This window comes from Bacillus cereus group sp. BfR-BA-01347, assembly GCF_022663835.1.
GTDB lineage: Bacteria > Bacillota > Bacilli > Bacillales > Bacillaceae_G > Bacillus_A > Bacillus_A thuringiensis_K.
The window spans coordinates 32,197-57,008 of the sequence record NZ_JAKUGG010000030.1 but is presented as its reverse complement, the minus strand read 5'-3'; the positions used below and the strand labels follow the sequence as shown (position 1 = coordinate 57,008).

The following is a 24,812-nucleotide window of genomic DNA, read 5'->3' as shown; positions in this document are numbered from 1 at the left end:
GGATGGAGCTTCTGACGTAGAGGCGCTTTTTGCCTCGCAGGAAGACGCGAAGCTACCGACCATTCTAGCCGCTGAAGCTGGATAATATCTAAAAGCGGCAGCGGCTCGCTCAGAATGGGAGGGGAATGGAGCTTCTGACGTAGAGGCGCTTTTTGCCTCGCAGGAAGACGCGAAGCCACCGACCATTCTAGCCGCTGAAGCTGGATAATATCTAAAAGCGGCAGCGGCTCGCTCAGAATGGGAGGAGGATGGAGCTTCTGACGTAGAGGCGCTTTTTGCCTCGCAGGAAGACGCGAAGCTACCGACCATTCTAGCCGCTGAAGCTGGATAATATCTAAAAGCGGCAGCGGCTCGCTCAGAATGGGAGGGGAATGGAGCTTCTGACGTAGAGGCGCTTTTTGCCTCGCAGGAAGACGCGAAGCCACCGACCATTCTAGCCGCTGAAGCTGGATATATTTAAAAGCAAGGCGGCTAGATTCCTCCCATCACTCAAATATAAAATCCCCTGCTTTTTAGCAGGGGATTTTATCATTGTAATTCTTCCTTCTTTTCCTCTAAAGTAGGCATTTTCTCTTTTTTCGGCTTCCCTAGCTTAATTACGAAGAAGTATAGGGAAAGCAATGTAATAAGAAAAACAATTAAAAACGGGTACGGAGAGTAAAAGGCACGCGCCGCCTCAGTCTTTCCCGCAACAAATTTCAATGACTCAATATCTAAAAACTCAGCAAACATTTGTACACCGAGCATACTAAACCAAAAAACAAAAAAACTAATAATAATACCAAAAACTTGCTTCAATCTCGTCATTCATCTCATCCTTTCTATATCTGTAATTTTTAGCGCAATAAATATAGTACAAACAAAATATTCACAGAAAGGAACTATCTCACCATTCACGAATTAACTTAATCTAACCTAACATCGAAATTTGCAAAATAATACCCCAAATTATAAGTCTTCTTAGCCATCGAGGAAAGAAGGTTAAAAATTTAACATACCATTCCAATAGCTTGTTCATAATTCCCTCCTACATAAAATTATATAGGAAAAAGGATATATAATCCAAACCCAACCAAAATGATACCACCTACTATCTCACCATATGTACCGAGCATATCTTTCGCATGTCTCCCAATTAACAAACCAATCCACGCTAATAACATGCTAACAAATCCAAAAAGTAAAATCGTAATAATTGTTTGTGCCCCATAAATACCAAGACTAAGTCCTACTGAGAAACTATCTATACTGACGCCAAATGCAAATACGAATAAACTAATTCCAATAGGGGCTGTTCTAGTCTCTTCATTTTGTAAAATGCTCGAATATACGATATAAAACCCTAGTCCAATTAATAAAATAGCACCCGCAAAATGTGCGATATCTCCATACTTCTCTGATAAAAAACGACCTAGTACCATTCCTATAAACGGCATAATAATATGAAATATCCCTATCGTCATACCAATATACAGGATTTGTCTTAACTTTAGGGGTATCATCCCCATACCAAGACTCACCGAGAACGCATCCATCCCTAAGGCGAACGCCATAATTATTAAAGGTATTATCTGTTCAAGCGTCATTCATGTCCCTCCTCGGACGTGCTACTTCAAAATATGCTTACCCGAGGAGAAATATTCTGTTTGCTAATCATACCTTATGATTCAGTAATAATTTGATGTCCTGCCGCTTTTGTTAAACGATTCATAATGGCATTCCCTATTCCTTCATTCGGGAATGATTCACTAAAAATAACATCCACTTCACTTGCATCAAATGTTCTAAGTACATCATATAATTTAGTCGCAACGCTAGCTAAATCACTTCGAACACCACAAGATAATACAACATCCGCGCTATATACATGCTGATACTCTTCTGTCGTTAATACACCGACTTTGAATCCTTCTTCCTTTTTCTTATCCACAATAAGCTGAATAAATTCACGTGAACCTTCAACAATACTAAGTGGAGCTTTCGGTGCATAATGTGTATATTTCATTCCAGGTGATTTAGGTTTTTCCTTCTCATCCTTTAGAGCCGGATCTAAAGAAACCGTGCCAATCACCGCTTCCAATTGTTCTTTCGTAATCCCACCTGGGCGTAATATCGTTGGAACAGCGCTCGTACAATCAATTACAGTCGATTCAACACCGACTCCTGTTGCACCACCATCTACAATACCTGCGATTTTCTCATTTAAATCTTCATATACGTGAGATGCTAACGTCGGGCTTGGACGACCTGAACGATTCGCACTTGGTGCTGCAACAGGTACATTTGCCTCTTCAATAAGAGCAAGAGCTACCGGATGATCAGGCATTCTTACTCCAACCGTATTAAGTCCTGCCGTCACCCTCTCTGAAATTCCTTCTTTTCTAGGTAAAATAATTGTTAACGGACCTGGCCAAAAATGCTCCATTAACTTCTCTGCAACTGGCGGGATTTCCTTCACAATCCCATCTAACTGCGATTTTGTCCCGATGTGGACAATAAGTGGATTATCACTCGGTCTTCCTTTCGCTTCAAAAATTTTCGCAATCGCTTCATCATTCATCGCATTTGCACCTAGTCCATATACCGTTTCTGTAGGGAAGGCAATCGCCTCATTTTCCCTTAATAATTTTGCTGCTTCTTGTAACTGTGGATAATATTTTTTTCTTTCCACAACATTATCCACAACCCACATATTTGTATGCATTTTTTCCCACGTCCTTTTCTACCATGAAATACTTGTCTATTTTTAGTTTACTATGAGATTTATCCAAAAGACAAACAAGGTTTATCCACAAAATGTGGATAAACCTAATTAATCCGTGGATAACTTTGTGAATAGCTGACAATTTAGTATTATTGCATTCTGCTCTTTTATATTTTTACAAAAATGTTCTAGTTGTTGAATTCCCTCTGGAACCTCATCCTTTTCTATAGTAAAAAAGTCAAAAAACTGAAAGATCGGTACAGATTGTGGATGATTTGTTAGTAAGTACAATTGTTGAACACTTTTTTCTTTCATATACTGCAAAAACATTTCAAAAAAATATAAGAAAGTCTGTTTATCCACATGAGGTGTGAATAAACAAGAACGAATAAGCACATCTTCCCCACTTTGTTCATAACCAATTACAGCTCGTATTTCTTCCGCCTCTTCCAAAATCATAAATTGTGCGTACAACTCATTTATTTTATCATCTTTTTTATTAGCTTGTCCGAAAAAAGAATGTAATCTTTCCACATCTGCTTTCGTAGCAAAATACACTTTCTTCATAATAAATCCCTCCTCATTTTTATATATGAAGAGGGATTTATTAATAGTACTATTTAGAGAATAAAGATGTAAAAGCTTCTACAATAAACAATTTAACTTCTGGCTTTTCTTCTTCCTCTTCTACTTTTACATACTCATTTTGCTTTTCTTGTTTTTTCTCCACAGGTTTCTCCACTTTTTCCACAGTTTTCATTTCTTCTTTACTTACAGGCTGCTCTTCGACTTTTGTTTCATTTTTTACTACTTTCTTTTCAGAAGCTGTTACTTTTTTTACTACTTCCTGCTTTACAGCTTTCGTTTCTTTTACCTTATCTACTTTCTTCTCTTCTTTATCTATTACTTCCTCATCTAGTTGTTTCACCTGCTCCTCTTCAGGAGATTCCGCCTTCACAACGTGCTCTTCTTTTCTTACAGCTGTCCCGCTCGAAAAATCTAAGAAACACATTGGTGGAAATAATACACACCACCAGTTCGCCCCTTCACCTTCTCCAATTGTGATTAATACTGCTTCATATTCTCCTGCTAGATAAATAAAATTCCCGTATACCTTTGTAGGAAACTTTACATTCTTACTAAATTTCACTTGAAATGAATCTTTACTTCCTTCTCTTTTTAACGTATTTTCCACCGTTTTCTCGATTTCTGGAATATGACTTTGAATTACTTTGCGTGCCTCTTCAAATGAAGTTAAATCCGCTACCCACCCATCAATTTGTGCTTTTACTTCATCACGCACTTTACGTTTCAATGCCTGGTCTTTATCTGAATCACTATTTGCTAAAATTCGTAATCGAACGGCCTCTTTCGGAATAACTGAAGGCCCTTTCGCATCAGCTTTCATATATCCAAACTGCACAAGTAACTGTGCACCAATTAATAGTATAAGAAGATAAGCAATAACTTGTTTTTTCATTTCCTCCACCGTCCCTTCTACAAACAGTGTGGACAGACTTTCATCTTTCTAAACTATTAAATTCAAAATCTATATGAATTTTTCCACAAAAAAATAGAGTAAGGTGTGAACCTTACTCCATCTCTGCAAATACCATACGATCTTTTCCGTTAATATCGAAAACAACCTCAACATGAGCATGTGGAAAAGCTTGTTGTAACAATCTTTTTACATCCTCACCTTGTCCTACTCCAATTTCAAACGCCACAATCGCTTTCTTCTGCAACACATTCGGCAATTCTTCCATAAAACGGCGATAGAAATCTAATCCGTCTTCACCACCAACAAGTGCTCTCTTCGGCTCATGCTCTTTCACAACAGGAGAAAGACCACGCCAATCCTCTTCCGGTATATATGGAGGATTTGAAACAACAACATCTAGCTTTTGACCCGTTTTATGAAATGGTGACAATAAATCACCGTGATAGAACGTTACTTCTGCACCTAAAGCTTTTGCATTTTCTTTTGCAACTTCAATCGACCCTTGTGCAATATCTACTGTATAAACATGAAGATTTTCATTTTCTAAAGCAAGCGTAATAGAAATCGCTCCACTACCTGTACCTATATCTGCTACATGTAGTTTCTCATCACCAAAATGGCGCTCGATTCTTTCTAATACTCCCACTATAAGCTCTTCTGTTTCCGGTCTTGGTATTAATACTTCTTCATTCACAAAGAAAGACCGTCCATAAAACATTTCATAACCAATCATATATTGAATAGGAATACCTTCTACATGCTTGTGGATAAACTCCGTAAAGCTTTTCTCTTGATCCTCAGTTATTTCTTCACGCATATTCATAAGTAATCCTGTTCTGTTCACCTTTAATACATGACAAAGGACAATTTCTCCCGCATTTTCATCTCGTCCATTTTCCTGTAAAAAAGAAGAAGCCCATTTCAGGGCTTCATAGACACGCATTACTCAGCTGCCTCCATCTTTTGAGCCTGATCTTCCATCACTAAGGCATTGATGAAATCATCTAACTTACCTTGTAAGATTTGATCTAGCTTTTGAATCGTTAAACCGATTCGATGGTCTGTAACACGGTTTTGCGGGAAGTTATACGTACGAATACGCTCTGAACGATCTCCCGTACCAACAGCTTGTTTACGGTTTTGATCATACTCAGCTTGCGCTTCTTGTCTAAACTTATCATAAACACGTGCGCGTAATACTTTCATCGCTTTTTCTTTATTCTTGATCTGTGATTTCTCATCCTGACAAGATACAACTACACCAGTCGGTAAATGCGTTAAACGCACCGCTGACATCGTTGTATTAACGCTCTGTCCACCAGGTCCACTAGAAGCGAATGTATCAACACGAACATCTTTCTCATGAATATCAATTTCTACTTCTTCTGCCTCTGGTAATACAGCTACAGTTGCTGTAGATGTATGAATACGTCCACCAGATTCCGTTTCAGGAACACGTTGTACACGGTGAGCACCATTCTCGAATTTCAGCTTCGCGAAAGCACCTTTACCATTAATCATAAAGATAATCTCTTTATATCCACCTAACTCTGTATAGCTAGCCTCAATAATCTCCGTTTTCCAGCCCTGTACCTCAGCGTAACGGCTATACATACGGTATAAGTCACCAGCAAATAAAGCTGCCTCGTCTCCACCAGCAGCTCCACGAACCTCAACGATAACGTTCTTATCATCATTAGGGTCTTTTGGAACAAGTAAAATTTTCAGACGCTCTGATAATGTTTTATCTTGTGATTCTAACTCAGAAACTTCTTCTTTTACCATTTCACGCATTTCTGCGTCTAACTTATCTTCTAACATTGCTTTCGCATCTTTTAATTGCTCACGAACATCCTTATACTCACGATACACCTCTACCGTTTCCTGTATATCAGACTGTTCCTTTGAATATTCACGAAGCTTATTTGAATCACTAATAATCGCTGGATCACTTAACAATTCATTTAACTTCTCATAACGATTTTCTACAGCTTGCAAACGATCTAACACATCATTCACCTCTACATCCTAGTATCTAATACAAATAGTATATGGTACTTACTCAAAAAAACGCAAATTATATTTAAAAGCGCAAGCGGCTCGCTCAGAATCGCAGGCCACTTTCAACTCTCGACCTTGAAGCGCTTTTTGCTTCGAGCGAGAGAGCGAAATGGCCGGAGATTCTAGCCGCTGGAGCTAGATAATATATTTAAAAGTGGCGGTGGCTCTTTCAGCTCTGACCAACTAAGGTTCTTTCGACCTAAAGGTGCTTTTTACCTTTCGGGCGGAAGGTTCTTAGATGCGAAGAGCTAGCCACCGGAACTAGATATATTTAAAAGCATAAGCGGCTCACACCGCTCATTCTCTCTATTTTGAAAAAAACCCGCCTTGCGCAGCGAGTTTTACTTATCTTTGTTTGCAGGTACTGCATGACAATGACGACAACGTGGTTCATACGATTCTGAAGCTCCAACTAAAATAATTGGATCATCAAATGCCGCTGGTTCTCCATCAATTAATCGTTGTGTACGACTTGCTGGAGATCCACATACAGAACATACTGCTTGTAGTTTTGTCACATGTTCAGCAATCGCCATCAGCTGAGGAACTTGTCCAAATGGTAGACCACGGAAATCTTGGTCTAAACCAGCTACAATGACACGATAGCCACGATTTGCCAATACTTGCACCACTTCCACAATGTCCCCATCAAAAAATTGCACCTCATCGATTGCAATAACATCCAGCTCTTCTGTAATATGTTCAAATATATCCTTTGAAGCTGAAACAGGAACTGCTTTTACCTTTAATCCGTTATGTGATACAACATCTTCTTCACTATATCGATTATCAATACATGGTTTAAATACAATTGCATGTTGTTTTGCAAATTGCGTACGGCGCACACGGCGGATTAGCTCTTCTGACTTGCCAGAAAACATACTACCGCAAATCACTTCAATCCAGCCATTTTGATTTATTAAGTACATGAAGCTCTCCTTTCATCTACTTTTCAGTTAAAAGTAGGGTAAAGGTATAATATTTTCGCAAAAAAAACAGACAAGCGAATACATACACTTGCCTGTTTTATGTTTTTATTACTTAAGACCGTATTTCTTATTGAAGCGGTCAACGCGTCCGTCTGCAGTAGCAAACTTCTGACGTCCAGTGTAGAATGGGTGAGAATCAGAACTGATCTCAACTTTTAGTAATGGATAAGTGTTACCATCTTCCCACTCAACAGTTTCGTTAGATCCTTTAGTAGATCCGCTTAAGAATTTGAAGCCTGTGTTTGTGTCCATGAATACAACTTTCTTGTAATCTGGGTGAATTCCTGCTTTCATTCTTTTCATCTCCTTCCGCCCTGAATCATTTTCGAAACAGAGTTTTTCATCTTCAGCTGCATACACAACTATATTGATGAAACACATATGATGAAATTATAACAAGGCTAACTTCATTTTGCAACTACCTGTTTTTGTCTTTTTAATTTTAAAAGCGCAAGCGGCTCGTTCAGAATGGGAGGGGGATGGAGCTTCTGACGTAGAGGCGCTTTTTGCCTCGTAGGAAGACGCGAAGCCACCGACCATTCTAGCCGCTGGAGCTGGATATTAAATTGAAAGTGGAGGTGGCTCGCTCAGCTCTGACCAGCTAAGGTTCTTTCGCCCTAAAGGTGCTTTTTACCTTTCGGGCGGAAGGTTCTTAGATGCGAAGAGCTAGCCACCGGAACTGGATATTATCTTAAAGTGGAGACGGCTCGTTCAGAATCGCAGGGCATTGGAACTCTCGACCTTGAAGCGCTCTTCGCTTCGAGCGAGAGAGTGAAATGACCGGAGATTCTAGCCACTGGAGCTGGATATTAAATTTAAAGTGGAGACGGCTTGTTCAGCTCTGACTGGCTAAGGTTCTCTCGCATAAAAGGTGCTTTTTACCTTTAATGCGGGAGGTTCTTAGACACGAAGAGCTAGCCGTCGGAACTGGATACATTTTAAAAGCAGAAGCGGCTCATCCAGCTCTGACTAACTCAAGTTCTTCCACTTATTTCCCTCTTTAATATCACCTAAACAGCATAAAAAACTCGCTTACTATAAAATAAGCGAGTCCTGATTTTTTCCCTTTACTTAGTTGTTACATACCTTTTCGAGTCTGCAACAATGTTTTGTAAAAACTCTTCATTTGTCTTCGTTTGACGAAGCTTACGTAAGAAACTTTCAACGAAGTCTGGTGTATCACGCATTGTTTTACGAATGCCCCATAACTTGTCTAAATGTTCTTTTGGAATTAATAGATCTTCTTTACGTGTACCAGAACGACGAATATCGATCGCCGGGAAGATACGACGTTCAGCTAATGAACGATCTAAGTGAAGTTCCATATTTCCAGTTCCTTTAAATTCCTCGTAAATAACATCGTCCATACGGGATCCTGTATCAACAAGGGCTGTTGCTAAAATTGTTAAGCTACCGCCTTCTTCAATATTACGCGCAGCTCCAAAGAAACGCTTCGGTCTATGGAAGGCAGCTGGATCGATACCGCCTGATAATGTTCTACCACTTGGTGGAATAACGAGGTTGTAAGCTCGAGCTAAACGGGTAATACTATCCATTAAAATGATAACATCTTTCTTGTGCTCTACAAGACGCATCGCACGTTCTAACACAAGCTCAGCTACTTTAATATGATTTTCTGGTACTTCATCAAAAGTAGAACTTACAACATCCCCTTTAACAGAACGTTCAATGTCTGTTACTTCCTCTGGACGCTCATCAATTAAAAGTACAATTAATTCTGCTTCCGGATGATTTGTTGTAACACTGTGCGCGATTTCTTTTAATAGACTTGTTTTACCAGCCTTTGGAGGCGCAACAATTAAACCACGTTGTCCAAATCCAACTGGTGCGATTAAATCCATGATGCGTGTCGGTAACTTTTTCGGTTCCGTTTCCAATTTCATTTGGCGATCTGGGTATAATGGTGTTAATGCAGGGAAATGCACACGCTCTTTTGCTGAATCTGGATCATCTCCATTTACAGCTTCAACTTGTAATAACCCAAAATAGCGTTCATTTTCTTTCGGAGGTCGTACTTTACCAGAAACCTTGTCTCCATTACGTAAATCGAAACGACGAATTTGCGAAGCTGAGATATAAATATCTTCTGAGCTTGGAGAATAGTTGATAGGACGTAGGAATCCAAATCCTTCTGATTGAATAATTTCTAATACACCTTCCATGAAAAAGAAACCTTCTTTTTCTGCTCGAGCTTTCAAAATAGAAAAAATTAACTCTTTTTTCGTTAACTTGCTATAATACGAAATCTTAAATTCTTTCGCAAGCTCGTATAACTCTTTTAATTTCATGTTTTCTAATGCTGCAATTGACAAATTCATTCAGACACCACACTTTAACGTTATTCTCTTTTTTCATGGGTAAAGGGAAAAAATACGGAAGGCAAATAATTAATAATGAAAGGCAATAAGTTCAAGTAGGGTAATATTCACTATTGTAACCCTTTTATCTAGTTTTAATCAATACGTTGGAACACAAATACAAGAAGCGAAGACAAGAAAATTTGTCTTCGCTTCTTATTTAATTTAGTTCCAGCTTCAACAGCTAGAATGGTCGGTGGCTTCGCGTCTTCCTACGAGGCAAAAAGCGCCTCTACGTCAGAAGCTCCATCCCCCTCCCATTCTGAACGAGCTGCTTACGCTTTTTATTTAATAACCAAGTTTGGTTTTTTATTCAAGCTATGACGTCCATCCACGAAGCGTACTGTGCCTGATTTTGCGCGCATAACAAGGGATTGCGTTGTTCCTACGCTACCTTTAAATTGAACACCGCGTAATAGTTCTCCATCTGTTACGCCTGTTGCTGCAAAGATTGCATCGTCACCTTTTACTAAGTCCTCCATACGAAGGATACGATTAATGTCTTCTATGCCCATTTTTTTACAACGTGCTAATTCAGCTTCGTTTTGTGGCAATAGTTTTCCGTGAATTTCTCCACCTAAACATTTTAAAGCAACTGCTGCTAATACACCTTCAGGTGCTCCACCAGATCCAAATAAAATATCTACACCTGTACGATCAAATGCTGTATTAATTGCTCCAGCTACATCTCCATCATTAATTAATTTAATGCGAGCACCAGCTTTACGAATTTCTTCGATAATTTCTTGATGACGTGGACGATTTAAAACTGTCGCTACAACATCTTCAATATCTTTATTTTTTGCTTTCGCAACTGCACGTAAGTTATCAATAATAGGCGCATCAATGTCGACCGCCCCGACTGCTTCTGGGCCAACCGCGATTTTATCCATGTACATGTCAGGGGCATGTAACAAATTACCGTGGTCTGCAATTGCAATAACAGCAAGAGCATTCCAGCCACCAGCTGCTACGATGTTTGTCCCTTCTAAAGGATCAACCGCAACGTCTACACGTGGTCCATATCCTGTACCTAATTTCTCTCCGATATATAGCATTGGTGCTTCATCCATCTCACCTTCACCAATTACAACTGTACCTTTCATCGGAATTGTATCAAATACATCACGCATAGCTGATGTTGCTGCACCATCTGCTTCATCCTTTTTCCCGCGCCCCATCCAACGCGCTGATGATAAAGCTGCAGCCTCTGTTACACGTACTAACTCCATAGATAAACTTCTTTCCACGATAATCCCTCTCCTTTAAGCCTTTATATTTCTGCCGTATTTTGTGAACCGTGTTTTTCTATAAAGTGTACTTCCGCAAGTAGTGATGCTTCGCTTCCCCCTTGCGGAAGTATCACTTATGCGTTCTTCATCTCTTCAATTTCTTGCTTTGTCATTTGTTCTCGCCAAATGTTTGCTCCAAGCCCTTTAAGCTTGTCCACTATATTCTCATAACCTCGATCAATATGCTCAAGTCCTGTTACTTCTGTAATTCCATCTGCCATTAACCCTGCAATAACAAGTGCCGCTCCCGCTCGTAAATCACTCGCCTTCACTTTTGCACCTTGCAGTAACACAGGACCAGTTACAATTGCCGAACGACCCTCTACTTTAATTTGAGCATTCATACGACGTAATTCATCAATGTGCTTGAAACGGGCACCGTAAATTGTATCTGTTACAACTCCCGTCCCGTGCGCCTTTGTTAAAAGCGTCGTAAACGGCTGTTGTAAATCCGTTGGAAAACCTGGATATACAAGCGTTTTGATATCAACTACTTTTAGCTTTCTATTACCGTTCACCGTAATTTGATCATCGTTCGTTTCAACTTGAACACCAGCTTCTCTTAGCTTTGCAGTAACTGATTCTAAATGCTGAGGAATAACATTATCAACCGTTACTTCTCCTCCTGATGCAGCTCCTAGAATCATATACGTACCAGCTTCAATACGATCTGGGATGATAGTATGGTGACAACCATGTAAAGAGTCCACACCATCTATTCGGATTACATCTGTACCAGCACCTTTAATACGTGCTCCCATGCTTGTTAACAATGTAGCTACATCAATGATCTCGGGCTCTTTCGCTGCATTTTCAATAACAGTTCTACCTTTCGCTCGTACAGCTGCTAGCATAATATTAATCGTAGCTCCTACACTAACAACATCTAAATAAATACGTGCCCCACGTAGCTCATCTGCTCTTAAATAGATGGCACCTTGTTCATTCGTAACATGTGCACCTAGCGCTTCAAACCCTTTAATATGCTGATCAATCGGCCTCGGTCCTAAATGACATCCACCCGGAAGCCCAATAACAGCTTTTTTAAAACGGCCAAGCATCGCACCCATTAAATAATAAGAAGCGCGCAATTTTTTCACTTTTCCATTTGGCAAAGGCATTGCAACCATGTTAGAAGGATCGACTACCATCTCCTCCTCCTGTCCATAAGTTACTTTCCCTCCAATTTCCTCTAGTAAGTCTCCTAACATTTTCACGTCCGAAATATTAGGGACACCACCAATAGTTACTGGAGTATCTGCTAAAATTGTCGCTGGAATTAATGCAACGGCACTGTTCTTTGCACCACTTACTCGAATTGTTCCATTTAAAGCTCTTCCGCCTTCAATTAGCAATTTTTCCATATTGAGCTCCCTTCTTGTGAATGTATTTACTTTCTATCTTTTTATAGAAAGCTCCCCTTAAGAATCTCAATTACTCTTTCCATCCCAAAACTCAATAAATAGGAAACCATTATCTTCATTTCTCCTATAGCACGAATAGATAAAGATCAACTATTCATCGAATTCACTTTATCAATTTAGATACGTTATCACATTTATTAATAGGACTATGCACATTATTTTCTATTTAAAAACCAAAAATGATAAAATCTTTAGACTTGTTCACGCTTTCATTATACAACGAAAGGAAACCGTCTAAAAGACTAGACGGTTTCCAAAACGGAATTTTATTCTTACGCTTTACCGTTAGAACCGAATTCGCGAATTTTACCAATAACAGTTGCTTTGATAGCGTCGCGGCCAGGTCCGATAAATTTACGAGGATCGTAAACTTCTTGGTCTTTGTTTAATACTTCACGAACAGCTTTTGTAAACTCGATTTGGTTCTCAGTGTTTACGTTGATTTTTGAAGTACCTAAAGAGATAGCTTTTTCGATATCAGCAGTTGGGATACCAGTACCACCATGTAATACTAAAGGTACGCCAGTGAAGTCACGAACTTGTTCCATTTCAGCGAATCCTAAGTTAGGCTCACCTTTGTAAGGACCGTGTACAGAACCTAAAGCTGGAGCTAGGCAATCGATACCTGTTGCTTCAACAAGGTGCTTACACTCTGCTGGGTCAGCGTAAATTACGCCTTCAGCGATTACGTCGTCTTCTTGTCCGCCAACTGTTCCAAGCTCAGCTTCAACAGATACGTTACGAGCGTGTGCGTATTCTACTACTTGTTTAGTAGTTTCAACGTTTTCTTCGAATGGGTGGTGAGAAGCGTCAATCATTACAGATGTGAAACCTGCATCGATTGCTTCTTTACATTTTTCGAAGCTTGAACCATGGTCAAGGTGAATCGCTACAGGAACAGTGATGTTCATTTCTTCGATTAAAGCTTTAACCATAGCTACAACTGTTTTGAAACCAGTCATATGACGAGCTGCACCCTCAGATACACCTAGGATTACAGGAGATTTTTCTTCTTCCGCAGCAGCTAAGATAGCTTGAGTCCACTCTAAGTTGTTCATGTTGAATTGACCAACTGCGTATTTTCCTTCTAGTGCTTTGTTTAGCATTTCTTTCATAGAAACTAAAGGCATGGTGAATCCTCCTAAAAAACGTTTTTTGTATCCGATAAGTTCTTATCGCTGGTAGTATGACCAGAATAAGGTAAAATATGTATATCTACATACCGGACTTTTTTCTACACTCAATAGGATAACAACTTGTACTCAAAAACTCAACCGTATTCACCTGCACAATAGTCCATGTAAACGCTTTTTTCCATATTTTTTATAAAAAATTCATTTTTATGCCTCTACAGCGAGCTCATTTCTCACAGCTTGACGAATTTCATCAATATCAAATGGTTTAGCAAAATGCATTAAAGCTCCTAAATCTTTTGCTTCTTGGATCATATCAAGCTCTCCATAAGCAGTCATTAAAATTACTTTAATACTCTCATCAATTTCTTTTACATGCTTTAAAATCTCTATACCATCCATGCCTGGAATTTTCATATCTAACACTACTAAATCTGGATTATCTTTTTTCACGATATCTAAAGCTTGAAATCCATTTGCTGCTTGGAATGTCTGATAACCTTCTTTTTGGAACACTTCATGTAATAACACACGAATCCCATATTGATCATCAACGATTAAAATTTTACCTTCCATAATTCCCAACCTTTCTGTGTAAGTACAAGATTTAAAGCTTCTTATATCTTAACGATTTATTTTCGCTATTCTTTGGCAAATTCCTTCCTATTCTTTCTTATTTTACCGTTTCCTATTTTGTTATGCTACCCTACGATTTCACCTTTCTAAAAAAATAAACTATAATGAAAGCCGGCAAACACGTACGAAGGGAGTAACATTATGTTAAAAATTTTTTCAACTCAATTAAGTGGTTATTTCTCCAGAGTTTCTCAAAAAGAAGAAATGAATATAGAAGATAGCGCTCGTTTACTTGCTCAAGCACTAGTTGGCGATGGTTTCATTTATTTATATGGTACAAATGAGATGGAGGGCGTTATTGCCGAAGCACTATTCGGTGCTGAACCAATGAAGCAAGCAAAACGCTTATTTGAAAATGGTAAAGAAGCAGAAGTAACCTCTGCGGATCGTGTACTTCTTATTAGCCGTTTTTCAACAGATGAAGCGGTTGTAGAAATTGCAAAAAAACTACAAGAAGAGGGACACTCTATTGTCGGCATTTCTGCTCTTCAAGAAGGTACGGAATCACTCGAACGATATACAGACGTACATATTGATATAAAACTGTTAAAAGGTCTTATTCCAGACGATGAAGGTAATCGCTACGGATTCCCAAGTTTAATAGTAGCTTTATTTGCTTATCACGGAATCAAATTTACAATCGATGAAATGTTAAACGAATATTAAAAAAAGCGCCTTATTTCAGGCGCTTTTTTTATTACTTGCTCTCTTTATTCGTAATAGAAGCTCTTACGAAGTCATGGAACAATGGTTGTGGACGGTTTGGACGAGAAACAAGTTCTGGATGGAACTGTGCTGCCACGAACCAAGGGTGGTCTTTTAATTCAATGATTTCAACTAGACGGCCGTCTGGGCTTGTACCAGAGAATACAAATCCTTCTTTTTCCATATCCGGACGGAACTGGTTGTTGAACTCATAACGATGACGATGACGCTCATATACAACCGGCTCATTATAAGCATTGTAAGCATTTGTTTCTTCAGCAAGCTTACATGGGTATAGACCAAGACGAAGTGTACCACCTAGGTCCTCTACATCTTTTTGTTCTGGTAATAAGTCGATGATTGCATATGGTGTGTCAGGGTTGATTTCAGAAGAGTTAGCACCTTCTAAACCTAATACATTACGCGCGAATTCGATTGATGCAAGTTGCATACCTAAGCAAATTCCTAAGAATGGAACTTTGTTTTCACGAGCATATTGAATCGCAACGATTTTACCTTCTACACCACGATCACCGAAGCCACCTGGTACAAGGATACCATCTGTATCGCCAACTAATTCTTTTACGTTTTCTGCTGTTACGTGCTCAGCATTTACCCATTTCACTTCTACATCTGTGTCGAATGAGTAACCAGCATGACGAAGTGCTTCTACAACAGAAATATAAGCATCTTGAAGTTCTACATATTTACCAACAAGAGCGATTTTTGTTTTCTTAGAAAGATTACGCACTTTGTTAACTAGAGCAGTCCACTCTGTCATATCTGCAGCTGGATTGTCTAATTTTAAGTGGTCACAAACGATTTGGTCCATGTTTTGTTCTTGAAGAGATAATGGAACCGCATATAAAGTATCTGCATCGCGAGCTTCGATAACTGCTTTTGTATCGATGTCACAGAACAATGCAAGCTTGTCTTTCATATCTTGAGAAACAGGCATTTCTGTACGAACAACGATAATGTTTGGTTGAATACCTAAGCTACGAAGTTCTTTAACACTATGTTGTGTTGGTTTTGTCTTCATTTCACCCGCTGCTTTTAAGTACGGGATTAACGTACAGTGAATGTACATTACATTGTCACGACCGATGTCGCTCTTAATTTGACGGATTGCTTCTAAGAATGGTAGAGATTCGATGTCACCAACAGTCCCACCGATTTCTGTAATAACAACATCCGCATTTGTTTCACGACCAGAACGATATACGCGTTCTTTAATTTCGTTAGTAATGTGAGGAATAACTTGAACTGTTCCTCCTAAATATTCACCGCGACGCTCTTTTTGAAGAACTGAAGAGTAAATTTTACCTGTTGTTACGTTGCTGTATTTGTTTAAATTAATGTCGATAAAACGCTCATAGTGACCAAGGTCTAAGTCAGTTTCTGCGCCATCATCTGTTACGAATACCTCACCGTGTTGATATGGGCTCATAGTCCCTGGGTCTACGTTAATGTATGGATCAAACTTTTGAATCGTTACGTTTAAACCACGATTTTTTAAAAGTCTTCCAAGAGATGCTGCTGTAATACCTTTTCCTAAAGACGATACTACACCGCCTGTTACAAAAATATACTTAGTCATGAAAAAGCTCCCTTCTATTTTGCTGTTATATAATCACCGTTGCAAAGCGCAACGTATGTAGATAACACTGTATCCATCTTATTGTTAGACTCTTTTTATTTTCTAAACAAAAAACAAAAAAGAAAATTGCTCCCCTCATCACAAAAAGTAATAAGTAGGGAGCAATTTTCTTTTATATTTACACTTTAAAAGTATTATCGTCCTTTTTTAAAGAGCCCAAAAATGATTCTACATGGACGATAATGAAAAGTCAAGAACTACAGTTCTTCCTCTTCTTCTTCTTCAGTTTCATCATACTCAAGTTCTTCTTCAGCGAAGTCGTCGTCATCTTCGTCTAAATCATCAAGATCGTCGTCATCTCCGTCTTCTTCTTCAAGAACCTTGTCCAAATCTTCTACATCGTCTTCATCTTCACTTACGTCTGCATCGTCGAAGTCATCTTCATCTTCTTCAATGTAGTCGTCAAAACCGTCTTCTTCAACTTTACGTTTCTTCTTCGGTTTTGGTTGAGGCAAGATTTCTTCATCAATTTGCTCGTATGGGTACCAGCTGCGTAGTCCCCAACGATTTTCTCCTAAATTAATGAAACGTCCATCGATGTTTAAGTCTGTATAAAATTGTGCGATTTTCGCATTAACTTGCTCTTGAGATAGTCCCAGCACTTGAGCGATTTCTTGAACCAACTCGTTGAATGTCGTTGCTTGTTTTTTATCCCCTAAAACGCTATGTACAACTTCAATCATTGAACATTCTTTTAGCTCTTCTGGTGAATATTGCTTAAAATCCACTTATGCGGCACTTCCTTTCATCAAATATAACCTTATATATAACGGCCTGCTTAAAAAAATCCATACTATTCATTATAAACAAAAGTCGCACAAATATGCTACAAAAAAAACGGGAAACTTTTATAGGGTAGTAAAATTATAATTTGTCTGTTCCTTATTTCGGAAGCATATGGGCCCCTTGCAATACATACCTAATTTGCATTTCTGTATATTCTTCGAGCGTATACAGTTTTTGCAACGCCCAGCGTCTAAATCCCCACATCTGCCCTTGTATAAAAATATTATGGGCAAGAAGCTGTATTTCTTTTTTATTTAATGTAAATGTTCCATTTTCCGTACACTGTTCTAAAATATCCTCGAACATTCCTACCATTTGAAACTCCTTTTCTAATACATACGGAAGTGATTCTTTCGGTAAAAAGCGTACCTCTTGATACATTATCAATACTTCTTCCTGCAATTCGTCCATCACTTTAAAGTAATTCGTTATTGCTATCTTTAAACTTTCTACACTCCCTTTTTCTGTACACACTACTTCCTCTAATCGTTCTTTTACATGTTCATATATACTATCACAAACTAAATATAAAACATCGTCTTTTGTACGAATGTACTCATAAAGTGTCCCTATACTAAATCCAGCCGCTTTTGCAATTTCTCTCGTTGTTGTACGCGGAAATCCTTTTTGTTTAAACAGTTGCACCGCACCTTTAATCATTTGTTCACGTCTTAACGCAACTAATTTTTCATCTTTCACCGATGCATGTACATTATGTTTAACCATTCCCTTCACCTCTCTCTATTATTTTTTGGAAGGAAAAAGCGTAGGAAAATACCTACGCTTTCGTTCCTACTTCGTTAACATACGAGAAATTACAAGCCTCTGAATCTCTTGTGTTCCTTCATATATTTGTGTAATCTTTGCATCTCTCATATAACGCTCTACTGGATAATCTTTCGTATAGCCGTAACCACCAAATACTTGCACCGCTTCAGTCGTCACCTTCATAGCTGTATCCCCTGCAAATACTTTTGACATCGCTGATTCTTTTCCATACGGAAGCCCTTCTGATTCAAGCCAAGCCGCTTGATATGTTAAAAGGCGTGCCGCTTCTACATCTGTTGCCATATCTGCAAGTTTAAAGCCAATCCCTTGCTGCGCCGCAATTGGTTTTCCAAATTGATGGCGCTCCCTTGCATATTCTACAGAAGCATCTAAAGCCCCTTGTGCAATACCAACAGCTTGCGCCGCAATACCGTTACGACCTCCATCTAATGTTTGCATCGCAACTTTAAACCCTTGCCCCTCTTCTCCAAGTAGATTCTCTACAGGAATACGGCAATCTTCAAACATAATTTCAGTCGTTGGTGAAGAGCGAATCCCTAGCTTGCTCTCCTTCTTCCCAACTGAAAATCCCGGTGTATCACTTTCTACAATAAATGCACTCGTACCGCGCTGCTTCGATTCAGGATCAGTTAGCGCAAAAACAACATAAATATCAGCAATACCGCCATTTGTAATGAAAATTTTTGATCCATTTAAAATATAATGGTCTCCATCTCTCTTTGCAATTGTCTTCATTCCACCAGCATCCGATCCAGATCCTGGCTCCGTTAAGCCGTATGCACCAATTTTCTTCCCTTCAGCCATCGGTCGTAAAAACTTTTGCTTTTGCTCTTCCGTCCCAAATTTAAAAATTGGCCATCCCGCAAGTGAAGTATGCGCGGACAGTGTTACGCCTGTTGAAGCACAAACGCGAGATAATTCTTCAATAGCGATTACGTACGCTAAGTAATCGCTTCCAATTCCGCCGTACTCTTCAGGCCATGGAATACCAGTTAAACCAAGCTCTGCCATTTGATCAAATAATTCTCGATCAAATCGCTCTTCCTCATCACGCTCAGCTGCTGTTGGTGCCACTTCATTTTTAGCAAAATCTCGAACCATTTTTCTTATCATTTCATGTTCTTCTGATAGTTTAAAATGCATCTCCGTCTCCCCCTCGCCCTTTTATAAAGCACGGCTAATAACAAGTTTCTGTATTTCACTTGTTCCTTCATATATTTGCGTGATTTTCGCATCACGGAAAAATCGTTCTACTGGATAGTCTTTCGTATAACCGTAACCACCAAATACTTGCACTGCTTCAATCGCGACTTCAACCGCTGTCTTAGAAGCAAATAATTTCGCAATAGATGCTTCTTTACCGCACGGTAATCCTTGTGCCCTAAGAGATGCCGCTCTATATACGAGTAACCTTGCTGCCTCGACACTTGTTGCCATATCTGCAAGTTTAAAGCCAATCCCTTGCTGCGCCGCAATGGGCTTCCCGAATTGTTCTCGTTCTTTTGCATAATCAATCGCACATGCAAGCGCCGCTTCAGCAATTCCTAACGCCTGTGCACCGATTCCAATTCGCCCAACATCTAAATTCGCCATCGCCACCTTGAATCCTTGTCCTTCTTCCCCAAGTAAATTCTCAGCTGGCACTTTCATATCTTCAAAAGTAAGTTGTACTGTACGAGAACCGAGAAGTCCCATCTTATGTTCATCTTTTCCGATGATTAAACCAGGTGTATCTTTCTCTACTATAAATGCAGAAATACCACTTTTTCCTGCCTCTGGATTTGTAGAAGCGAATACAATGTATGTACTTGCTTCACCACCATTTGTAATAAACACTTTCGATCCATTAATAATATAATGATCACCTTTTTTCACAGCTCTTGATTTCAAACTCCCTGCATCTGATCCTGCATTTGGCTCTGTTAAAGCAAATGCGCCTAAATATTCCCCGGTTGCAAGTTTAGAAACATATTTTTTCTTCTGTTCTTCTGTTCCGAAATATAAAATCGGATTCATTCCAACTGACGTATGTACAGCTAAAATTACACCAACTGTTGCACTGACCTTTGAGATTTCCTCAATTGCTAGAATGTAAGAAATAAAGTCCATTTCTGCCCCGCCGTATTTTGCAGGCGCTGGAATACCCATTAATCCAAGTTCACCCATCTTTTGCAAAATCTCTTTCGGGAACACCCCTTGTTCCATGCTAGGAACAAAGGGAGCTATTTCCTTCTGTGCAAAGTCCCGAACCATTTTCCTCATCATTTGCTGCTCTTCATTAAAACGAAAGTTCATATATTCCGCCTCCATTTGCTATATATCCTTTAAATAATTTGGTAAGACCACTATGTTGTAACAAAGGGGGCATTTATTCGTAAACGTAGAATCCACGACCTGTTTTACGCCCTAACCATCCTGCATTCACATACTTACGTAATAACGGACATGGGCGATATTTACTATCTCCTAATCCTTCATGCAACACTTCCATAATGTATAAACACGTATCTAAACCGATAAAATCAGCGAGTGTCAAAGGCCCCATCGGATGGTTCATACCAAGCTTCATGACTTCATCAATTGCTTCTTTCGTCGCTACACCTTCATATAACGTATAAATCGCTTCGTTAATCATCGGTAGCAAAATGCGGTTTGATACAAAACCTGGGAAATCATTCACTTCAACTGGTACTTTCCCAATTTTTTTCGTAATATCTTCAATTGCTTCATATACCGCATCATCGGTAGCCAAACCACGAATAATCTCAACAAGCTTCATAACTGGAACTGGATTCATAAAGTGCATACCGATTACTTTTTCCGGACGCTTCGTTACCGCTGCAATTTCTGTAATTGGCAGAGATGACGTATTCGTCGCTAAAATTGCGTGTTCTGGAGCAATTTCATCTAGATTCGCAAAGATTTTCTTTTTAATATCCATTTTCTCAACAGCTGCTTCAATAATAAGATCCGCTTCTTTCACACAATCTAAATCAAGCGTTACTGTAAGACGATTTAATGTCGCTTCCTTCTCTTCTTCCTTCATGCGTCCTTTTTCTACTTGGCGCGCTAGGTTTTTCGTAATGATAGCCAATCCTCTATCTAATTGCTCTTGTTTTAAATCTTGTACCTTCACGTCATATCCTGCCATTGCACATACTTGTGCAATTCCTGATCCCATTTGCCCTGCACCAATTACAACAATGTTTTGTACACCCATTTTTTCTTCCCCCTTAATTGTTAATAAATTTTATACCCTCGAACTTTAATTAGTGAACTTCAATCATCACTGCGTCCCCTTGACCGCCACCGCTACAAATCGAAGCAATTCCAATTCCGCCGCCGCGCTGCTTAAGTGCATGGATTAGTGTAACGATAATGCGCGCTCCGCTTGCTCCAATCGGATGTCCCATCGCCACTGCGCCGCCATTTACATTCAATTTTTCTGGATCAATTCCTGCGATTTCTGTACTTGCGATTGCTACCGCTGCAAATGCTTCATTAATCTCGAATAAATCGATGTCTTCAATTGTCTTGCCTGTTTTTTCAAGCAATGCGTTAATTGCATAACCTGGCGTTCTTGGGAAATCTTTAGATTCCACTGCAATTGCTGTATGCGCCAAAATTGTCGCTAATGGCTTTCTTCCTTCTTGCTTCGCTCTGTCTTCGCTCATTAATACAAGTGCGGCACCACCATCGTTTAGTCCTGGCGCATTACCAGCTGTCACCGTCGCTGTCTTATCAAATACAGGTTTTAACTTTGCTAACTTTTCAATCGTTGTATCTTCACGTGGCGCCTCATCCTTTGCAACGACAATAGGATCGCCTTTTCTTTGCGGAATCGTTACTGGTACGATTTCCTCTTCAAAACGCCCTTCTTTATGCGCTGAAACCGCACGCTGATGGCTACGATATGCCCATTCATCTTGCGCTTCGCGAGAAATTCCATCTTCCTTTGCAACTTCTCCGCCATAAACGCCCATGTGTGTACCTGAAAATGCGCATGTTAAACCGTCAGCAACGTTTAAATCAATAACTTCGTTGTTGCCCATTCTGTATCCCCATCTTGCTCCACGTAAAATGTAAGGACTGTTACTCATCGACTCCATACCGCCAGCTACAATCAGTGATTGATCGCCAGTACGAATAATCTGATCCGCTAACGTAACCGCACGAAGCCCTGATGCACAAACTTTATTCACTGTTTCCGTCTGCACTTCCCAAGGGATTCCAGCAGCCCTCGCAGCTTGGCGCGATGGAATTTGTCCCTGCCCACCTTGAATAACCGTTCCAAATATAACTTCTTCAACATCACTAGCCGCAACATTTGCTCTTTCAAGCGCTGCTTTAATTGCAATTCCTCCAAGTTCCGTCGCTTTTACATCTTTTAAAGATCCTCCAAATTTTCCAACTGGTGTTCTTGCAGCACTTAAAATAACTGTTTTACTCATGTTTCTTTCCCCCATTTCATTTTTTAACACTGAGCGCTCGCTCGGTATCCCTACGTTGAGAAGAGGTGCAATCATTGCACCTCTTTCTAAAGTTGTATACATTCTTACAAACTACATCGCTTCTTTTTTCTGTCCGATAACAGATCGTTCTAAAATCTCTGTCACATCAAGAGTTTGAACTTTCTCTTCTACCTCTTTCGCTTTCGTTCCATCACTGATCATCGTTAAGCAATATGGACAACCTGTACCAATAATGGATGGCTGTACAGCTAATGCTTGTTCTGTACGAGCAACGTTAATACGAGAACCTGTTGTTTCTTCCATCCACATTAAGCCACCACCTGCGCCACAGCACATTCCCGTTTCACGATTACGTGCCATTTCTACAAGATTCACTCCAGGAATCGCTTTCAAAATGTCACGTGGCGCTTCGTACACTTCGTTGTATCTTCCTAAATAACAGGAATCATGGTACGTAACTGTTTCTTCAATAGCGTGAACAGGCTTTAAGCGCCCTTCTTTCACCCACTGAGCTAACAATTCTGTATGATGATAGACTTCTGCTTGCAAGCCAAAGTCCGGATACTCATTTTTAAATGTGTTATAAGCATGAGGATCAATCGTAACGATTTTCTTCACTCCTGCCTTTTCAAATTCTTCGATATTCTTTGTCGCCATCTCTTGGAATACAAATTCATTTCCGAGGCGGCGTGGTGTATCTCCAGAATTCTTTTCTTTATTACCGAGAATTGCGAATGAAATGCCTGCTTCGTTCATTAACTTCGCAAACGATATCGCAATCTTCTGACTACGATTGTCGTATGATCCCATTGAACCAACCCAGAATAAATACTCGAATTCCTCCCCAGCTTTTGATTTTTCTTTTACAGTTGGAACTGTTACTTCGTCATCACCTTGGCGCCATGTTTCACGCTCTTTACGGTTCAGCCCCCACGGATTTCCTTGACGCTCGATATTTGTCATCGCGCGTTGTGCTTCCGCGTCCATTTTTCCTTCTGTTAAAACGAGATATCGACGTAAATCAATAATTTTGTCAACATGCTCATTCATAACTGGGCATTGATCTTCACAGTTACGACACGTTGTACATGCCCAAATCTCTTCTTCTGTAATAACATCTCCGATTAAACTCGGATCGTAAGCGAGTGTTGTAGACGCTGATTCTTGTTGTCCTTTTCCAGCTGCCATCATCGCTAACTGATTTCCTTGTGTATTATTGAAGGCAACTACTGGAACCCACGGTGCTTTTGATGTTACCGCAGCTCCTTTATCAGTTAAATGATCGCGAAGTTTTAAAATTAAGTCCATCGGCGATAACATTTTTCCTGTTCCTGTTGCCGGACACATATTTGTACAACGGCCACACTCTACACAAGCGTATAAGTCAATAAGTTGATTTTGTCTAAAGTCTTCAATTTTACCAACACCAAATGTTTCTTGCGTTTCATCTTCAAAATCAATCTTTTCAAGCTTCCCTGGGTTTGAAAGACGACCGAAGAATACATTAGCTGGTCCCGCAATTAAATGCGCATGTTTTGATTGTGGAACATACACTAAAAACGTTAACAAAATTAGTAAATGCACCCACCAAGAAAAATAGAACACTGAAATGGCTACGGTTTCATTTATCCCGCTAAAAACGTAAGCGATTGCAGAAGCAATTGGTTCACTCCATGAAAGCTCCTCGCCATGCCATATAATTCCCATACCGTTACCAAGTAGCACAGAAATCATTAAGCCACCGATAAAGATAAGAACAAGACCTGATTTGAAGTTACGTTTTAAACGAACAAGCTTTTCTACATAACGTCTATGAAAAGCCCAAAATACTGCAATTAAAATAACAAGTGTGACAATTTCCTGGAAGAATGTAAATGCAGGGTATAGTGGTCCAAGTGGAAGATGTGATCCTGGTGCGAGTCCTTTCCAAACGAAGTCAATTGCTCCAAATTGGACAAGAATAAATCCGTAAAAGAACATAACGTGAATGATGCCGCTTTTCTTATCTTTCAGCAGCTTTTTCTGACCGAAAACATTGACCTTAAGGAGATCCCAACGCTCTTTAAAACGACGGTCAAATTCAATTTTTTTCCCTAATTGTATGTAGGCCATTCTCGTCCGTATAAGATATACAAACAAATATCCTGCATAAGCAATAACAGCAATGGCAGCCAGCCAATTAATGATCAGTAAGCTATTCATTTTTATGCTACCCCTCTCTTTGTAAGCCCTCTTTCTTTTTTTGAATCTTCAAAAATATATAATTTTCTGAATTATATCCC

General features: G+C 39.5%; 23 protein-coding genes. 1 reads left to right on the top strand and 22 read right to left on the bottom strand.

The features are described 5' to 3' along the window. Positions 1–528: 528 nt before the first annotated feature. The 14 genes from MR143_RS28750 to spo0F all read right to left on the bottom strand — a co-directional run bounded on the left by MR143_RS28750 (position 529) and on the right by spo0F (position 14,058). A complete protein-coding gene (locus tag MR143_RS28750; protein WP_000197472.1) occupies positions 529–807 on the bottom strand; it encodes a DUF3935 domain-containing protein in 279 nt (92 codons plus the stop codon). 230 nt (positions 808–1,037) lie between these two features. Beyond that, positions 1,038–1,586, bottom strand: coding sequence for a manganese efflux pump MntP (locus MR143_RS28745; RefSeq protein WP_000171549.1), 549 nt, complete (start codon positions 1,584–1,586; stop codon positions 1,038–1,040). Between the two features lie 74 nt (positions 1,587–1,660). Further along, entirely contained in the window at positions 1,661–2,704 is a 1,044-nt protein-coding gene (locus MR143_RS28740; RefSeq protein WP_000557345.1) for an L-threonylcarbamoyladenylate synthase, read from the bottom strand. A 108-nt stretch (positions 2,705–2,812) separates the two neighbouring features. Continuing rightward, positions 2,813–3,271, bottom strand: a complete 459-nt coding sequence (locus MR143_RS28735; protein ID WP_000758437.1) for a GNAT family N-acetyltransferase — start codon at positions 3,269–3,271, stop codon at positions 2,813–2,815. Between the two features lie 49 nt (positions 3,272–3,320). After that, complete coding sequence (spoIIR, locus tag MR143_RS28730) at positions 3,321–4,184, bottom strand: stage II sporulation protein R (protein ID WP_002180957.1); 864 nt, start codon at positions 4,182–4,184, stop codon at positions 3,321–3,323. Between the two features lie 112 nt (positions 4,185–4,296). Then, positions 4,297–5,148, bottom strand: coding sequence for a peptide chain release factor N(5)-glutamine methyltransferase (prmC, locus tag MR143_RS28725; protein ID WP_199717921.1), 852 nt, complete (start codon positions 5,146–5,148; stop codon positions 4,297–4,299). Further along, positions 5,148–6,215: a peptide chain release factor 1 gene (gene prfA / locus MR143_RS28720; protein ID WP_000887064.1), complete on the bottom strand. Its 1,068-nt coding sequence runs from the start codon at positions 6,213–6,215 to the stop codon at positions 5,148–5,150. The genes prmC and prfA overlap by 1 nt, the downstream gene beginning before the upstream one ends. A 392-nt stretch (positions 6,216–6,607) precedes the next feature. Beyond that, complete coding sequence (locus MR143_RS28715; protein WP_000280859.1) at positions 6,608–7,195, bottom strand: thymidine kinase; 588 nt, start codon at positions 7,193–7,195, stop codon at positions 6,608–6,610. A 108-nt stretch (positions 7,196–7,303) separates the two neighbouring features. Further along, the gene (locus MR143_RS28710; RefSeq protein ID WP_000643433.1) at positions 7,304–7,549 is read right to left on the bottom strand and encodes a type B 50S ribosomal protein L31; all 246 of its coding nucleotides are present in this window, start codon (positions 7,547–7,549) and stop codon (positions 7,304–7,306) included. 773 nt (positions 7,550–8,322) lie between these two features. Then, positions 8,323–9,594, bottom strand: coding sequence for a transcription termination factor Rho (gene rho, locus MR143_RS28705; protein WP_001053903.1), 1,272 nt, complete (start codon positions 9,592–9,594; stop codon positions 8,323–8,325). A gap of 323 nt (positions 9,595–9,917) precedes the next feature. Next, entirely contained in the window at positions 9,918–10,883 is a 966-nt protein-coding gene (glpX, locus tag MR143_RS28700; protein WP_000442340.1) for a class II fructose-bisphosphatase, read from the bottom strand. A 116-nt stretch (positions 10,884–10,999) separates the two neighbouring features. Next, positions 11,000–12,289, bottom strand: coding sequence for a UDP-N-acetylglucosamine 1-carboxyvinyltransferase (murA, locus tag MR143_RS28695; RefSeq protein ID WP_000413254.1), 1,290 nt, complete (start codon positions 12,287–12,289; stop codon positions 11,000–11,002). Positions 12,290–12,621: 332 nt separating this feature from the next. Further along, complete coding sequence (locus MR143_RS28690) at positions 12,622–13,479, bottom strand: class II fructose-bisphosphate aldolase (protein WP_001131855.1); 858 nt, start codon at positions 13,477–13,479, stop codon at positions 12,622–12,624. Between the two features lie 210 nt (positions 13,480–13,689). Then, a complete protein-coding gene (gene spo0F, locus MR143_RS28685; RefSeq protein WP_000398594.1) occupies positions 13,690–14,058 on the bottom strand; it encodes a sporulation initiation phosphotransferase Spo0F in 369 nt (122 codons plus the stop codon). Between the two features lie 201 nt (positions 14,059–14,259). Here spo0F and MR143_RS28680 point away from each other — a divergent pair, with 201 nt between their 5' ends. Next, positions 14,260–14,784, top strand: coding sequence for a DUF2529 domain-containing protein (locus tag MR143_RS28680; protein ID WP_000912412.1), 525 nt, complete (start codon positions 14,260–14,262; stop codon positions 14,782–14,784). Between the two features lie 31 nt (positions 14,785–14,815). Here the strand turns inward: MR143_RS28680 and pyrG are convergent, their stop codons facing one another. From pyrG to MR143_RS28640, 8 genes are all read right to left on the bottom strand, one after another. Continuing rightward, positions 14,816–16,423 carry a CTP synthase gene (gene pyrG, locus MR143_RS28675; RefSeq protein WP_000170460.1) on the bottom strand — a complete coding sequence of 536 codons (1,608 nt, stop codon included), beginning with the start codon at positions 16,421–16,423 and terminating at the stop codon, positions 14,816–14,818. Between the two features lie 257 nt (positions 16,424–16,680). Further along, positions 16,681–17,211: a DNA-directed RNA polymerase subunit delta gene (rpoE, locus tag MR143_RS28670; protein ID WP_000346280.1), complete on the bottom strand. Its 531-nt coding sequence runs from the start codon at positions 17,209–17,211 to the stop codon at positions 16,681–16,683. A 154-nt stretch (positions 17,212–17,365) separates the two neighbouring features. Continuing rightward, on the bottom strand, positions 17,366–17,995 hold the full coding sequence (locus MR143_RS28665; protein ID WP_000238603.1) for a TetR/AcrR family transcriptional regulator: 630 nt from the start codon (positions 17,993–17,995) through the stop codon (positions 17,366–17,368). 66 nt (positions 17,996–18,061) lie between these two features. Further along, entirely contained in the window at positions 18,062–19,201 is a 1,140-nt protein-coding gene (gene acdA / locus MR143_RS28660; RefSeq protein ID WP_000545543.1) for an acyl-CoA dehydrogenase AcdA, read from the bottom strand. 21 nt (positions 19,202–19,222) lie between these two features. Next, positions 19,223–20,353, bottom strand: coding sequence for an acyl-CoA dehydrogenase (locus MR143_RS28655; RefSeq protein WP_001011174.1), 1,131 nt, complete (start codon positions 20,351–20,353; stop codon positions 19,223–19,225). Positions 20,354–20,426: 73 nt separating this feature from the next. Continuing rightward, positions 20,427–21,278, bottom strand: a complete 852-nt coding sequence (locus MR143_RS28650; protein WP_000538874.1) for a 3-hydroxybutyryl-CoA dehydrogenase — start codon at positions 21,276–21,278, stop codon at positions 20,427–20,429. Positions 21,279–21,327: 49 nt separating this feature from the next. Next, positions 21,328–22,611 (bottom strand): acetyl-CoA C-acetyltransferase, encoded by a 1,284-nt coding sequence (locus MR143_RS28645; protein WP_002026635.1) that lies wholly within the window; start codon positions 22,609–22,611, stop codon positions 21,328–21,330. A gap of 9 nt (positions 22,612–22,620) precedes the next feature. Beyond that, positions 22,621–24,732 (bottom strand): (Fe-S)-binding protein, encoded by a 2,112-nt coding sequence (locus MR143_RS28640; protein WP_001086769.1) that lies wholly within the window; start codon positions 24,730–24,732, stop codon positions 22,621–22,623. Between the last annotated feature and the right edge of the window lie 80 nt (positions 24,733–24,812).